Below are 14,202 nucleotides of genomic sequence, written 5' to 3' on the forward strand. Positions count from 1 at the left end.
TCGCTCACGCCTCCCGGTGGACGTCCACCAGCACCTTGCCCACGGTCTGCCGGGCGGCCATCGCCCGGTGCGCCGCGGCCACCCCGGACAGCGGTACGGTCCGGTCGATCCGCGCCACCACCCGGCCCTCGACGGCCAGCCGGAACAGGTGGTCCGCGATGCCCTCGAACAGTGCCCGGTCGGTCAGGACGTGCTTGAGCCAGAAGCCCTGCGCCCCCGCCGAGCCCTCGGTCAGCTCGGTCATCGTGAAGGTGTCCACCACGCCCTCCCGCGCCCCGACCGACACCAGCCGCCCGAACGGGGCCAGCCCGGCCAGCCCGGCGCGCAGCACCGGGCCGCCGACCGAGTCGAGGAACAGGTCCGCCCCGCCCGACTCCGCGAGCCGCCCGGCCAGCTCGGGGTCCTCGGGGTCGAGCACGAGGTCGGCGCCGAGCGAGCGGAGGAACTCCCGCTTCTCCGGGGTGGAGGCCAGGGCGACCACCCGGCCCGCGCCCAGCGCCCTGGCCAACTGCACCGCCAGGTGGCCGACCCCGCCCGCCGCAGCGGTCACCGCGACGGTCTCGCCCGCCCGCAGCCGCCCCGCCAGGGTCAGCGCGCCGTAGGCCGTCGCCCCCTGCTCCAGCAGCGCGAGCGCCTGCGCGTCGTCCACCCCGTTCGGCACCTCCACCGTGTGCGCCGCCTCGGGCGCGGCCACCTCGGCGTACCCGCCGCCGGTGCGCAGCAGCGCGACGACCCGCTTCCCGTCCGCGCGGCGGCGCCCCACCACGTCGACGCCGAGCACCGCCGGCAGCGGGAGCTGCAGGTACTCGCCGGCGCGGATCTCCAGGTCGGCGTAGTTGAGCCCGGCCAGGGTGACGTCGACCAGCACCCGGCCCGGGGCGGCCACCGGCTGCGGCACCGTCGCGATGCGCAGCTCCTCCGGCCCGCCGTAGCGGTGGATCACCAGGGCGCGCATCCGGCTCCCGGCGGCCGCGCCGGCCCCCTCGTCCACTACCTCGTCCACTGCCTCGTCCGCCGCCTCGTCCGCCTCCGGTTCCGTCCCGGCGAACAGCGCGAGCAGCGCGGCCTCCAGGGCGCGAGCGGCCTCCGGGCTCTCGGCGACCGCGCAGTACATCACCGAGCCGTCGGCGGGCCCGAAGTCGCTGCTGAACAGCACGCCGGTGCCGGTCCGCGGGTCGAAGGCCAGCCCGGCCGCGCCGACCGCCGCCAGGGCCTCGGCGAAGGAGGGCACCCGGAGGCCGCCGAGCTCCAGCAGGAAGCGCGAGCCGCGGTGCTCCTCGCGCAGCAGGCGCCCGAGGTAGACGTCGTGCAGGTGGCTGGAGCCGGTGAGCCGGGCGTTGGTCTCGTGGAAGTAAATCTCGCCCTTGGGGGTGAGCACGGCGTCCGCGCTGACCGTGCCCCGGTAGCCGATCGCCCGCAGCGCCTCGCACAACCGGGCGCCCTGCCGGACGAGTTCGGCCGTGACGTCGGCGTCCGGGGTGACCGGCGGGGTGATCTCCCCGGCCACCACCGGCCGCATGAGCATCTCCCCGCAGCCGGCCGGCACCACGGCCGCGTCGTCCAGGAGGAACTGGGCGTACAGCGGCGCGGAGTCGGCGAAGTACCGCTCCACCACGACCCGTTGGCCGCGCCCGCCGGTGAGCCAGGCCCACCGCTCGGCCACGTACGCGGCCACCGCGGCCCGGTCCGGCAGCGGCACCACCCGCTCGGCGCCGACCGCCTCCACCCGCTCGTCCCGGGCCAGGATCTCGTTGCCCAGGCCGCCGGCCTGGTACTCGACCTTCACCATCACGCTGTGCCCCTGCGCCAGCAGGTGCTCGACGGCGGCCTCGACCTCGGCGGGCGAGCCGGCCACCGTACCGGGCGGGATCGGCACCCCGGCGCCGGCGGCCAGCGCCCGGAACCCGGCCTTGCTGTTCACCAGGGCGTTGCCGCCCTGCGCCGCGAAGGGCAGGCCGGGCATGGCATGCGCCAGGCCGAGGGCGGCCGCGAGTTCGGCCACCGCGGCGTTCGGCGAGATGGCCAGCACCTCGGCGACGGCGCGCCCCGCCAGGACGCGGCGCAGTTCCGCGCGGAAGCCCGGGTCCGCCAGGCGGTCGGCGGTGAGCACCTGGTCGCCCCGCTCGCCCGGCGGCGGCACCACGAAGGCCAGGCTGTCGGCCCGCGCGCCGGTCAGCCCGGTGACGTACGCCAGGTACTCCGGGTCGGGGCTCCCGGGCAGCACCAGGACGTCGCCGTCCCGGGCCCACCAGAGCATCCGCTGCGCCCCGCATCCGGCGAGCAGCTGCTCCGACGGCGTCATCCCGGTGAGGTCCCCGACCATCTCCTCGGTGCGGTTGTTCGCGATGCAGAGCGTCGTCATCTGGTGAAATCCCCACGGCCGGTGTCCGACGCGCGACACGGGTGTGGCGCGCGCTACTGGTGTAGCGCACCGGGGTTGTTCTGGTTCGGCCCTCGGTCATTGAACAAAACGCCGAACAACCGAGGGCCCCGGCACCGGACAGGCCTAGCGAAACGAGACCCGGTGGGTACCCGTCACGGACACCACCAGGGAGTAGAGCGAGGTGGTGGCGGTGATGAACAGCCGGTTGTTCTTCGGACCGCCGAAGGTGAGGTTGGAGACGGGCTCGGGGACGAGGAGGCGGCCGATGAGGGTGCCGTCCGGGGCGTAGCAGTGGACGCCGTCGCCGAAGGCCGCCGCCCAGAGCCGCCCGTCGCGGTCGAAGCGGATGTTGTCGAAGCGGCAGCCGACGCCCTTGACGAAGATCCGGTCGCCGGTGAGGGTGCCGTCCTCCTCGATGTCGAAGAGCCGGATGTGCCCGGCCCGGCTGTCGTTGACGTAGAGCCGCCGCTCGTCGAGCGAGAGGACCAGCCCGTTGGGGCCTTCGAAGCCGTCGGCGGCGAGCTGGACCTCGCCGCTCTGCGGGTCGATCCGGTAGAGGTTGCGGGCGCCGATCTCGGACTCGGCCTGGTGGCCCTCGTAGTCGGAGGTGATGCCGAAGTCCGGGTCGGAGAACCAGATCGCGCCGTCCGAGCGGACCACCGCGTCGTTGGGCGAGTTGAGCCGCTTGCCCCGGTAGCGCTCGGCGAGGACGGTGATCCGGCCGTCGTGCTCGGTGCGGGTCACCCGGCGGTTGCCCTGCTCGCAGCTGATCAGTCGGCCCTCGCGGTCGAGGGTGTTGCCGTTGGGGTGCCCGGCCGGTGAGCGGAAGACGCCGACCGTGCCGGTGGCCTCGTCCCAGCGCAGCAGCCGGTCGTTGGGGATGTCGCTCCAGACCACCTGGCGCCAGGCGGGCAGGTAGACCGGACCCTCGGCCCACCGGCAGTCGCCGTACAGCTTCTCCAGCCGGATGTCGCCGTTGGCGCAGCGGCGGAACCGGTCGTCCAGTACCTCGTACAGCTCGAACTCGATGGAGCCAGACATCGTTCACCCCGTATCGACTTGTGCCGGATGTCTTCCGGCCAGTCGGAGTATGACAGAACGCGGTAGGGTCCCACCATGACTTCCGATCACCTCGACGACACCGACCGCGCGTTGCTCGCCCTGCTGCAGGACGACGCCGGGCAGCCGTACGCGGCGCTGGGCAGGGCCGTGGGGCTCTCCACGGCGGCGGCGCACGAGCGGGTGCGCAAGCTGCGCGAGCGCGGGGTGGTCCGCCGCACCACGGTGGAGGTCGACCCGAAGAGCCTCGGGCTCGGGGTGCTCTCCTTCGTGATGGTGGATTCCACGGCCTGGATGGGCGAATCGGCGCAGGCGTTCACCGCGATACCCGAGATCGAGGAGGCCCACATCATCGCGGGCAGCGCCTCGGTGCTGGTCAAGGTGCGGACGGCGACCACCGAACAGCTCCAGGACGTCCTGCGGCGGCTCTACGCGATCGACGGCGTGAGCGGCACCCAGGCGACCGTCGTCCTGGAGACCTTCTTCGAGCGCCCGCCCGCGCCCTGAACACGAACCCGCGCCCCGGCTGCGGCCGGGGCGCGGGAGGCGTGTCAGCGGTGGCTCGGCGGTCGGGCGGGGTACGGCCCGCGGGACCTCAACGGCCCTGGAGGCGCCTGACGTTGTCGCCGAAGCTCCAGCCCTTCGAGCCGTCCCAGTTGATCGACCAGGTCATGAGCCCCTTCAGCGAGCCGCTGAAGGCGTTCCACGACTGGCCGACCAGGCCCGGGTCCATGTAGCCGCCGCCCGCGCCGGGCTGGGCCGGCAGGCCGGGCACCTGCTTGTCGTAGGGCACCCTGATCGTGGTGCCCTGGATGGTCAGGCCGTTGTTCAGGCAGGTGGTCTGCGCGGTGAAGCCCTGGACGGTGCCCGCCTGGTAGGAGTCGCCGGAGCAGCCGTACATGCTGCCGTTGTAGTACTGCATGTTCAGCCACCACAGCTGCCCGTTGTCGGCGTACTTCTTGACGATCGGCAGGTAGGCGCCCCAGATCGAGCCGTAGTTGACGCTGCCGCCGGTGACGTACGCGGTCTCGGGGGCCATCGTCAGGCCGAAGCCCGCGGGCATCTGGGCGAGCACGCCGTCGATGATGCGGATCAGGTTGGCCTGGGAGGCGGAGAGCGTGTTGATGTTGCCGCTTCCGGACAGGCCGGTCTCGATGTCGATGTCGATCCCGTCGAAGTTGTACTTCTTGAGGATCGGGACGACGGTCGCCACGAACCGGTCGGCGACGGTGCTGGAGCTCAGGTCGATGCCCGCGGCGGCGCCGCCGATCGACATCAGGATCGTCGCCCCGGCCGCCTTGGCCTGGCACATCTCGGCGGGGGTCGAGACCTTGACGTTGGTGTCCATGCCGTCCTGCCACAGGACCGTGCCGTCCGAGAGGATCACCGGGAAGGCGGCGTTGATGACGTTGTAGCCGTGCGCGGCCATCCGGCTGTCCGTGATGGGGACCCAGCCCATGCCGGGGTGGACGCCGTTCAGGGCGCCGTCCCAGTTCTCCCAGTAGCCCTGCAGGACCTTGCCCGACGGCTTGGGCTTCGTGGGGCAGGTCTCGTTCGGCGGCGTCGTGGTGGTCGGCGTCGTGGTCGGCGTGGCGGTCGTCGTCGGCGTCGCCGTGGTGGTCGGCGTGGCGGTGGTGGTCGGCGTCGCCGTGGCGGTCGGCGAGGGGCTGCTGCCACCGGGGCCGGCGAGCGACACGTCGTCGGCGAAGAACGCGGGCTGCCCGTACCAGCCGTGCAGGTAGACCGTCACCGAGGTGGTGTTCGCCCCGGTGGTGAAGCCGACGCTGAGCTGGCCGTACGACGCGCTACTCGCCGTCCAGGTCGAGGCGTTGGTGACACCGGTACCGGTGGCGCCCAGGTAGACGTAGCTGCCCTGGACGTAGGCGCTCAGCGTGTACTGGGAGTTGGGCTGCACGCTGACGGTCTGGGTGCACTGGGCGGTGTCCTGGCCGGTCGGCGTGGCCTTGAGCGCCGAGGCCCCGGAGTGGACCGGGCTGCCGACGACCGCGCCGGAGCCACCGGTGCAGCTCCAGCCGGAGAGCCCGTTCTCGAAGCCCGGGTTGGCCACCAGGTTGGGGGTGGCGGCCCCGGCCGTGACGGTCCCGGCCACGGCGATGCCGGCCCCGACGACAGCGGCGGCGCTCACCCCGGCGAGGAAGCGCCGCAGGACGGCCGGTCCGGGCGCAGCGGGACCTGTCCGGTTCACCGGCGCTGTGCGCCGCACGGCCGCCCGCCGCAGGCCGGGGGCCGGGAGCGGCCCGCCGCCGGCCCGGTCGCCGTCGAGGCAGCCGGGGTCCGGGCTGGGGCGGAACCCGCCCGACGGGCGTGGAGTGCGCGACCTCCGACGGAACATGCTGTGCTCCCTTTCCGCCGAGCGTCATGGACATGACTGACGCGTGGGGGCGTGACGCCCGGCTCTGGGTGAAGTGGGGGAAACAGGTGGGGCTGTGCCGGTCCGGATCGTAGGAGGGGCGGCAAGGCGCGTCAATAGGTCTGGACCATTTGAGGTCTGGACCAATCCGGAGGGTGCCCCGCGCCCCCGCGCGCCGAGCCGCGTTCAGCGGTGCCGGGGGCGCCGGCCTCGGTTAGCGTCGAGTCGACCGCCCACCCCTCGCCGGAGGCCGCAGATGCCCGCCCCGATCCACGCCGTCCACGCCGAGCTCGACCGCCGCGCCGCCCGGGGAGCCGCCCAGGTGGTGGCCTGGCGGCGGCACCTGCACCAGCACCCGGAGCTCTCCAACCGTGAGAGCCGCACCGCCGACCTCGTCGCCGAGCACCTGCGCTCCCTGGACCTGGACGAGGTGCGCACCGGCATCGCCGGTCACGGCGTCGTCGGCGTCCTGCGCGGCGGAGCGCCCGGGGAGCGCGTCGTGGCGCTGCGCGCCGACACCGACGCGCTGCCGGTCCAGGACCTCTGCGGGGAGCCCTTCGCCTCCGCCCTGGTGGACGCGGACTACCCCGGCGGCCCGTTCCCGGTCTCGCACGCCTGCGGCCACGACGCCCACACGGCGATGCTGCTCGGCGCCGCCACCGTACTGGCCGGGGTCCGCGCACAGCTGCCGGGCACGGTGCTGTTCGTCTTCCAGCCCGCCGAGGAGGGGCCGCCGGTGGACGAGCCGGGCGGGGCACGGGAGATGCTGCGCCAGGGCGTGTTCGCCGACCCGGCTCCCACCATGGTCTTCGGCCTACACGTCGTCCCGCTGCCCAAGGGCTACGTGGGCTACCGGGAGGGCAACCAGTTCGGCGCCTCCTGCCTCCTCAGGATCGTCATCAGCGGCCGACAGGTCCACGGTTCCACCCCGTGGGAGGGCGTCGACCCGATGCCGGCCGCGGGCGCGGTGCTCACCGGCATCGGCCAGCTCTACCGGCAGGTCCCGGCCGTCGACCCGGTCACCGTCACCATCGGCCATGTCGAGGACGTCGGCCGCTTCAACATCATCGGCGAGACCGTCACCCTGTGGGGCACCATCCGCTGCTCGGTCGAGGCCGACATGGCCGATCTGCAGAAGCGGCTGACGACCCTCGCCGAGAACACCGCCGCCGCCTACCACTGCACCGCCACCGCCGACTACCTCCAGGAGGTGCCCGCCGTGCACAACCGCAAGGAGTGGCTCGACGCCGCGCTGCCCACCTTCCGCCGCGTCGTCGGCCCGGACCGCGTCGTACCGACCCCTCCCACGCTCGGCTACGACGACGTCTCCGAGTTCGTCAACGCCTACGGCGGCCTCTACGTCCTCCTCGGCGTCCAGGACCTGGAGTTCACCGCCGACGGCGGGCTCCGGCCCACCCCCGGCGGCCGCGGCACGGCCTTCAACCACAACCCCGGCTTCTACGCCGACGACGACACCCTGGTCACCGGCGTCCGGCTGCACGCCCACGTCGCCCTGGACCACCTCACCGGCGCCCTCGCCCCCGCATCCGGCTGAACCGGCCCGGCCGGCCCCGATCAGTGACCCGGACGATCCTCGGCTACCTGCGACGGCGCGCCCTCGGCGGGTAGCCGCGCCTCACCCCCCGCCGCCTCGCTCCCCCGCCGCCACGGCCCCTGCTACCCGCCCGCCGTCGCGGCGGCCACCGCGAGCGCGGCCACCTGGGGCTTGCAGATGTCGGAGTGCGCCCCCGCGAACGGCTGGCCCTTCACGTCGTTGATGACGGCGGCGGCGTTCACCCGGTAGAAGGTCCCGGGCGCGAAGCCGTAGTCGCCGCCGCCGTCGGCCGGCATCAGCCGGTCCTCGGCCGGCGCCACGGCCTGGTACCCGTCCGCGCCCATGCCGCCCCAGCGCCCGGCGACGTCGGCCTCGGAGTCCTGACGGGCGAGGAAGGAGGCCTTCGGGTACCAGACGCCGACCGCCCAGTCGTGGACGGTGTGGGTGGCGACGAGCGGGCCGTGCACCCGGTCCGCGACGGTGTTCAGGGCGCCCGCGCTGCCGAAGGGGTTGTCCTGGGCGCGGGCGAAGGACCAGTGCGAGAACGCGCCCTGGATCAGCAGCAGCGAGGCCACCGGGCTGTCGGCGGCCGCGCCGACGCCGGCCAGGGCGAAGGAGACCAGCCGGGCGCCGAAGCTGTGGCCGACCAGGTGCACCCGCAGGCCGGGCGAACGGCCGTGCAGGCCGGCGAGCAGCGGCCCGAGGCCGCCCCGGCCGATGTCCCCGGCCCGGGCCTTCATGATCGAGTACGAGAGCACCCGCAGCGCGTCCTTCGCCCCGTTCACGGCGTTGCGGAACCAGTCGCCGACGCCCTGGGTGGAGGAGCCGGGCGGCGCGCTGCCGAAGGCCTCGGCGGCGGCCTGGTACGCCGTCCTCGGATCGGCGTCCAGCAGCAGCGCGGTCTCGCCCGAGTCCTCGAACTCGCCGTGCGGCGCGGGCGGCGGCACCAGGGACCGGACCAACTCGTGGATCCGCGCCAGGCGTTGCTCCTTGGCCGGGTCGCTCTCCCCGGTACCGGCCGCCGCCTCCCCCTCGTCGATGAGCCGGCCGATCTCCGCCACCGTCCGCCGCTGCTCCGGGTCGGCGAAGCCCTCGGCCAGCGACAGCGCGATGTCCGTCCCGGAGACGGCGGCCGTTCCGGCGTCGGGGCCCGCCACGGCGCCGCCCCCGGCCTGGGGCGCGGCGACCGCCGTCGGCGGGGTCGCCGGGGTGGGCGGGAACCAGAGCGAGGGCCAGTAGACGCCCGCGAACCCCACCGTGCCGAGGCTCGCGGCGCCGCTTCCGGCCTCCCGGATCAGCGGGAACATCGTGTCGTAGAGCTCGCGGGCCTGCTGGGCGGAGTTGCCCCACCCGTGGCTGAACACGAACAGGTCCGTCAGCCCCTCGGCCGTCACCTCGTCGAGGAAGTCGCCCGCCGCCGGTGCGGTCAGCTTCCCCTTCTCGTCGAAGGTGAGGTCCCACACGGGCTCGTCGGTCGGCAGTCGCCTCATCGATCGTGACCTTTCGGATGGCTTTCCGGGTGGCCGTTCATCCGTCCGTCCTTCCGTTCGTCCGTCCTTCCGTTCGTCCGTCCTTCCGTTCGTCCGCCTGTCGATTGGTCCGCTCATCTGCCCGCCTGCTCGGACGTCCGGTCGTCAGACGTTCGCCAGCATCCGCATCAGGTCCACCAGGCCCGCCCCCTGGGCGTACCGCTCCCGGCCGAGGTCGGTGGCGGAAGCGGTGAGCAGGCCCTTGACCTGCCGCGGCCGGCCGATGAACTCCGGGCGGGCGGACAGGAAGGCCGCGATCACCCCGGAGACGTGCGGCGCCGCCATCGAGGTGCCCGACTGCTCGGCGTACGTCAGCAGGCTCTCCGGAACCGGGTCCGCCGGCGCAGGGGTCAGCCCGGCGGTGGCCCGGACGTCGCCGGTGGCGGCCGAGGCGATCCACTCGCCGGGCGCCACGACATCGGGTTTCATCCGCCCGTCGAGCGTCGGCCCCTTGCCCGAGGTCCAGGTGACGCCGAACGCGTGCGGCGCCTCCCGGTGGGTGGAGCCGACCGCGATGCAGTCCTCGGCGTGGGCCGGCTCGGTGATCGACCCCATCACCGCCGAGGTGTTGGCGGCCTCCCGCCGGGCACCGTAGTTGCCGGTGGAGACCACCACGACCACGCCGGAGGCGACCACCTGGCCCAGGGCCTGGCACAGCGGGGACTGGCCCGCGGCGTACTGGTCCGGCCGCCACTCGCAGCCGAGGCTCATGTTGACGCCGTGCACGCGCAGCACCGCCGGGTCCACGTTGACCTCGGTCCGAAGGTAGGTCAGCGCGCGGATGACCGCGCTGGAGGAGGTGACGAAGGTGCCCTGGCGGCTGCGCCTCATCACCTTGATGCTGACCAGTTCACAGGCCGGCGCCATCCCGGACAGCCGGTCCGCGCCGGCCCGCGCCACGTATCCGCTGTCCCGGGGCTCGTCCGGCGTAGCCACCCGCGGCGTCATGCCGTCCGGGGTGCAGCCCGCGATGATCCCGGCGACGTGGGTGCCGTGCCCGCTGTCGTCCACCAGCGGCGACGCGGGGTTGCGCGGCGACGCCGGGTCGTCGTCCGCCGCCCCGCCGGCCGGCCGCGCCGCGGGGTCGTCCGGGTTCACCAGGAAGCTGAAGTCGCGGTGCAGCCGACTGGTCCGCCCGTGCGGCAGGTCCTCGCCCCGCCCCTCGGCCGCGAGCTCCAGCCGGGAGAAGTGCGGGTGGGTCGCGTCGATGCCGCTGTCGATGACCGCCCACACGATCCCGCTGCCGCGCGCGTCGTAGGCGCGCCAGGCGGCGTTGGCCTTCACGGTGGGCGCCGAGCGGTCGATCTGCGGATACAGCGGGTAGTCCGGCCAGACCCGGAAGATGACCGGCGGCCGCCCGGTCAGGATCGCGGTCTGCCGGTCGTCCTCCACCAGCTCGCCGAGGTCCGCACGGGAGAGGACCGTCTGGTACAGCTTCGGTGCGACCAGGGCGAGCCCCTGCGGCACCTCGGGCTGCACATGGCTCCCCGAGCTGACCTCCTCGGGCCACCACCCGTGGGACCGTCCCGCGTAGTGCCCCCAGAGCGCGTAGAACTCGTCCCGGACCACCTGCAGCCCGCCGGGGTAGCGCAGGTTCAGCTCGATCAGCATCGGCACCTGCTGCTCCGCGTCGTCCTGCCCCGCCGCCCGGAACGCGATCCCGGGCGGGGCCAGGTTGAGGTCGCCCACGATCGGCGACCGGAAGGGGCTCTCGGGCTCGTACGCCATGACCGTTCCCATCTCCCCCGGCGGCGGGCGGGGGCCGACCCCCGGTCGGCACGACCGCTCCCACCTGCGAGTGTCGGCCGCTCCCCCACCCGCTGCAACTCGCCGCGGGCGGGGCCGGCGCCGGGCCCCGGACGGACGGTCCGTCCGGGGCCCGGCGCCGGTGGAGGCGGGCCGGTCAGGCGCCGGGCACGCTGACGTAGCCGGAGATGTGGACGTTCTTCGCACCGGCGCGGGCGTCGGCGGGCTTGATGTGGCGGTGCGTCACCTTGTCCCCGAAGTTGCCCTCGACGGTGTCGAGGGTTCCGTCGTGGTTGACGGCGACGACGACCCCGACGTGACCGCCCGTGGCGTACGCCGGAGCACCGTAGACGACGAGGTCGCCGGGCACGGGGGTGTACGGGCGCTCGCCGCGCGCGGGCAGGCGGTTGTGGAAGAGGTGGTGCTCCTGGCCCCACTTGCCGACCCCGCGCCCGAGCAGGGTGGTCGGCGCGGGCTTGACGCCGGCCTGGTGCCAGGTCCAGTCGACGAACGCGGCGCACCAGGAGGTCTTCGCGCACTTCGCCTTCGGGCTGCTGGAGTAGGCGAAGTACTTGTCGCACGCGCCGGTCCGCTCGGGCTGCCGGCCGGCCGGGGTGATCTGGCCGCGGGCGATGGAGACGATCCGCTCGCGCAGCGCGGAGCGGGCCGCGTCGGCGGTGGTGGCGGTGTCCATGGGGACGGTGTCCGTGGCGGCGGTGTCCGTGGCGGCGGTGTCCGTGGCGGCCGCCTGGACGGTGCGCGCGCCGGCCGTGAGGGTCGTGTCGGCGGCGGTGGCCGCGGTGGCGGCGCTGCCGAGGCCGCCGAGCGTCCCGGCCGCCACCAGGGCGGTGGCGGCGGTCCGTCCGGCGCGCCCCTTGAGGGCGGCGGCGAGCATCCGCGAGCGTGTCATGTTCATGATCTCTCCTTGGGCGTCTTCTCCACCGGCCCGGGCGGGCCACGGCCCGCCCGGGATGCGGAAGAGGGGGTTTCGCCGGGGCGTTCCCGTCGGCTGATGACCACGATTGCACGCCCGACCACCGAACTCCTACGCTGTGTGAACGCCTGGTTACCCATGCATATGCGGGGGGCCTACACATGGCACTGAGCTGGGCCTATGCGCAGCCGAGGGAAGAGGAACCGAGCCGATGACGCAGAACCGGCCGACGGCCACGGCGGCCCGCACCGAACTGGCCCGGACACTGCGGAGATGGCGCCAGGAGGCCGGCAACCCCACCCAGGTGACCGTCGCGCGGCGCACCACGATCGCCCAGACGACGCTCTCCCGCTACGAGAACCCCGACGGCAGGTACCCGGCACCGGAGTCGGCGATCCGCTCCCTGGCGGCGCACTACACGGTCGCCGCCGACGAACTCGACCACGCGCTCGGGCTCAGGGCGGCGATCGACTGCGGCACAGCCGACGCACCGGAACCGCAGCCCGGTCCGCAACCTGCTCCGGAGCCCGTTCCGGAACGGGTTCCGGAACCCTCGTCGACGGACGGCCAGGAGCCCGGCGGCAGGCGGCGGCGCCGAACGACGTGGGCGGCGTGGACCGTCGCGGGCACGGCCCTGGCGGCGGTCGCCGTCGGCGCACTCCTCCACACCACGGCCCGCCCGGGCACCGACGCCGCCGCCACACCCTCCCGGCACCCGCTGCCCGCACCGGCGGCCGGCCCCTCCTGCGACGGGGCGTCCTGCCTGCATGTCGACCCGGTCGGCACCGGCTGCGACCGTGACGCCGCCACCACCGCACACAACCGCGACTTCGGCGTCCTGATCGAACTGCGGCACAGCCCGACCTGCCACGCCGCCTGGGCCAAGATGAGCGGCGGCTCCCCCGGCGACCGCGTCCAGGTCTTCGGCACCCCGCCCGAGCAGGAGGAGTACCGCCAGCAGTACGGCCACGACGCCCACACCAAGATGGTCCGCGCCCCCCTCCCCACCGCCGCCCGCGCCTGCGCCGTCATCCACGCCCGCGGCACCGTCTGCACCACCCCGCCCCCGGCACCCCCCGCGGACTGACCGGCGCGAGCACCGCACCGCCGCGGCACTCGCGCCGCCTCCTCGCATCGCCGGGTCGAAGGCCTTCGACCACGTCGGTCCGGGGGCGACCCGAGGCAGATGATTGACAAACTCAACCTTTCACCCCTAGCCTCGGCATTGCTTCAGGTAGTGAAATTTCTACCCGAAGCACCGTATGCACCACCTCCCCCTCTCAGGACCGCGAGCCCCCTCATGACCGAAGCCATCCCCTCCGTGGTCGCCCGCCTGCGGGCCGAATTCTCGACCGGCCGGACCAGGCCGCTCTCCTGGCGCCTGGACAAGCTGGCCGCCCTGCGCACCCTGCTCACCGAGCGGGCCGAGGTGTTCCAGCAGGCCCTGCACGCCGACCTCGGCAAGAGCGCCGCCGAGGCGTACCGGACCGAGATCGGCTTCACGCTCAACGAGCTCGACCACACCGTGGCCCACTTGGCGCAGTGGCTGGAACCGGCGCCGGCCGCCGTACCGGAGTTCTTCCGCCCCGCCGAGGCCCGGGTCGTCCGGGACCCGCTGGGCGTGGTGCTGATCATCGCGCCGTGGAACTACCCGCTGCAGCTGGCCCTGGCCCCGCTGGTCGGCGCCCTGGCCGCCGGGAACACCGCGCTCGTCAAGCCCAGCGAACTGGCCCCCGCGACCTCCGCCGCCATCGCCGAGCTGCTGCCGCGCTACCTCGGCGAGGAGACGGTCGCGGTCGTCGAAGGGGCCGTGCCGGAGACCACCGCCCTGCTGGAGCAGCGCTTCGACCACATCTTCTACACCGGCAACGGCGCGGTCGGCCGGATCGTCATGACCGCCGCCGCCAAGCACCTGACCCCGGTCACCCTGGAACTCGGCGGCAAGAGCCCGGTGGTGGTCGACCCCGGCGCCGACCTCGCCGTCACCGCCCGGCGGATCGTCCGCGGCAAGTTCCTCAACGCCGGACAGACCTGCGTCGCCCCCGACTACGTCCTCGCCGTCGGCGACACCGCGAGCGGCCTCGAACGCGAACTGGCCGACGCCGTGAAGGAGTTGTTCGGCGAGGACCCGGCCACCAGCACGGAGTACGGGCGGATCGTCAACGAGCGCCACTTCGACCGGCTCACCGCGCTGCTCGGCGCCGGGCGGACCGTCGTCGGCGGCGAGCACGACCGTGCCGCGCGCTACCTCGCCCCGACCGTCCTCGCCGACGTACCGGCGACCGCCCCGGTGATGCTGACCGAGATCTTCGGGCCGATCCTGCCCGTCCTGCCGGTGCCCGACCTCGACGCGGCGATCGCCTTCATCAACGAGCGCGACAAGCCGCTCGCCCTCTACGCCTTCACCGAGTCCGCGGACACCAAGCGGCGACTGGCCGAGGAGACCTCCTCCGGCGCGCTCAGCTTCGGCCTGCCCGTCTCGCACCTGGCGATGCCCGACCTGCCGTTCGGCGGCGTCGGCGAGAGCGGCATGGGCCGCTACCACGGCGAGTACTCGATCGAGACGTTCAGCCACGCCAAGGCCGTCGTCGACAAGCCCCTCGCCTGATCCCCGCCACACCACGG

The 14,202-nt window shown here is 73.9% G+C and carries 10 protein-coding genes and 1 pseudogene; 4 read left to right on the forward strand and 7 right to left on the reverse strand.

Features of this window, described 5'->3' with window-relative positions; all coding sequences use genetic code 11:
* Positions 1 to 4: 4 nt before the first annotated feature.
* The 3 genes and pseudogenes from ACZ5GH_RS38870 to ACZ5GH_RS38880 all read right to left on the reverse strand — a co-directional run bounded on the left by ACZ5GH_RS38870 (position 5) and on the right by ACZ5GH_RS38880 (position 3,424).
* Positions 5 to 955 carry a quinone oxidoreductase family protein gene (locus ACZ5GH_RS38870; protein WP_464337023.1) on the reverse strand — a complete coding sequence of 317 codons (951 nt, stop codon included), beginning with the start codon at positions 953 to 955 and terminating at the stop codon, positions 5 to 7.
* Between the two features lie 114 nt (positions 956 to 1,069).
* Positions 1,070 to 2,362 (reverse strand): annotated as a pseudogene (locus ACZ5GH_RS38875) (preATP grasp domain-containing protein); the annotation flags it as partial.
* A gap of 144 nt (positions 2,363 to 2,506) precedes the next feature.
* The gene (locus ACZ5GH_RS38880; RefSeq protein WP_464337002.1) at positions 2,507 to 3,424 is read right to left on the reverse strand and encodes an SMP-30/gluconolactonase/LRE family protein; all 918 of its coding nucleotides are present in this window, start codon (positions 3,422 to 3,424) and stop codon (positions 2,507 to 2,509) included.
* Between the two features lie 75 nt (positions 3,425 to 3,499).
* Between ACZ5GH_RS38880 and ACZ5GH_RS38885 the strand changes: the two genes are divergently transcribed.
* Complete coding sequence (locus ACZ5GH_RS38885; RefSeq protein WP_387758720.1) at positions 3,500 to 3,949, forward strand: Lrp/AsnC family transcriptional regulator; 450 nt, start codon at positions 3,500 to 3,502, stop codon at positions 3,947 to 3,949.
* An 88-nt stretch (positions 3,950 to 4,037) separates the two neighbouring features.
* Here the strand turns inward: ACZ5GH_RS38885 and ACZ5GH_RS38890 are convergent, their stop codons facing one another.
* Positions 4,038 to 5,588 (reverse strand): carbohydrate binding domain-containing protein, encoded by a 1,551-nt coding sequence (locus tag ACZ5GH_RS38890; RefSeq protein ID WP_464337003.1) that lies wholly within the window; start codon positions 5,586 to 5,588, stop codon positions 4,038 to 4,040.
* A 481-nt stretch (positions 5,589 to 6,069) separates the two neighbouring features.
* On the opposite strand from ACZ5GH_RS38890, the gene ACZ5GH_RS38895 reads away from it, so the two are divergent.
* Positions 6,070 to 7,368, forward strand: a complete 1,299-nt coding sequence (locus ACZ5GH_RS38895) for a M20 metallopeptidase family protein (protein ID WP_387758718.1) — start codon at positions 6,070 to 6,072, stop codon at positions 7,366 to 7,368.
* 122 nt (positions 7,369 to 7,490) lie between these two features.
* On the opposite strand, the gene ACZ5GH_RS38900 is transcribed toward ACZ5GH_RS38895, so the two are convergent.
* The 3 genes from ACZ5GH_RS38900 to ACZ5GH_RS38910 all read right to left on the reverse strand — a co-directional run bounded on the left by ACZ5GH_RS38900 (position 7,491) and on the right by ACZ5GH_RS38910 (position 11,559).
* Positions 7,491 to 8,858, reverse strand: a complete 1,368-nt coding sequence (locus ACZ5GH_RS38900; protein WP_387758717.1) for a hypothetical protein — start codon at positions 8,856 to 8,858, stop codon at positions 7,491 to 7,493.
* A 144-nt stretch (positions 8,859 to 9,002) separates the two neighbouring features.
* Positions 9,003 to 10,625, reverse strand: coding sequence for a S8 family peptidase (locus tag ACZ5GH_RS38905; RefSeq protein WP_387758715.1), 1,623 nt, complete (start codon positions 10,623 to 10,625; stop codon positions 9,003 to 9,005).
* A 175-nt stretch (positions 10,626 to 10,800) separates the two neighbouring features.
* Positions 10,801 to 11,559: a CHAP domain-containing protein gene (locus tag ACZ5GH_RS38910; protein WP_387756182.1), complete on the reverse strand. Its 759-nt coding sequence runs from the start codon at positions 11,557 to 11,559 to the stop codon at positions 10,801 to 10,803.
* A gap of 229 nt (positions 11,560 to 11,788) precedes the next feature.
* Between ACZ5GH_RS38910 and ACZ5GH_RS38915 the strand changes: the two genes are divergently transcribed.
* Together ACZ5GH_RS38915 and ACZ5GH_RS38920 are read left to right on the forward strand one after the other, a co-directional pair.
* Positions 11,789 to 12,664, forward strand: a complete 876-nt coding sequence (locus ACZ5GH_RS38915) for a helix-turn-helix domain-containing protein (RefSeq protein WP_387756184.1) — start codon at positions 11,789 to 11,791, stop codon at positions 12,662 to 12,664.
* A 213-nt stretch (positions 12,665 to 12,877) separates the two neighbouring features.
* Positions 12,878 to 14,185, forward strand: coding sequence for an aldehyde dehydrogenase family protein (locus ACZ5GH_RS38920; protein WP_387756186.1), 1,308 nt, complete (start codon positions 12,878 to 12,880; stop codon positions 14,183 to 14,185).
* The last annotated feature ends 17 nt before the right edge of the window (positions 14,186 to 14,202 follow it).

This window comes from Kitasatospora sp. Xyl93 (genome assembly GCF_055383135.1).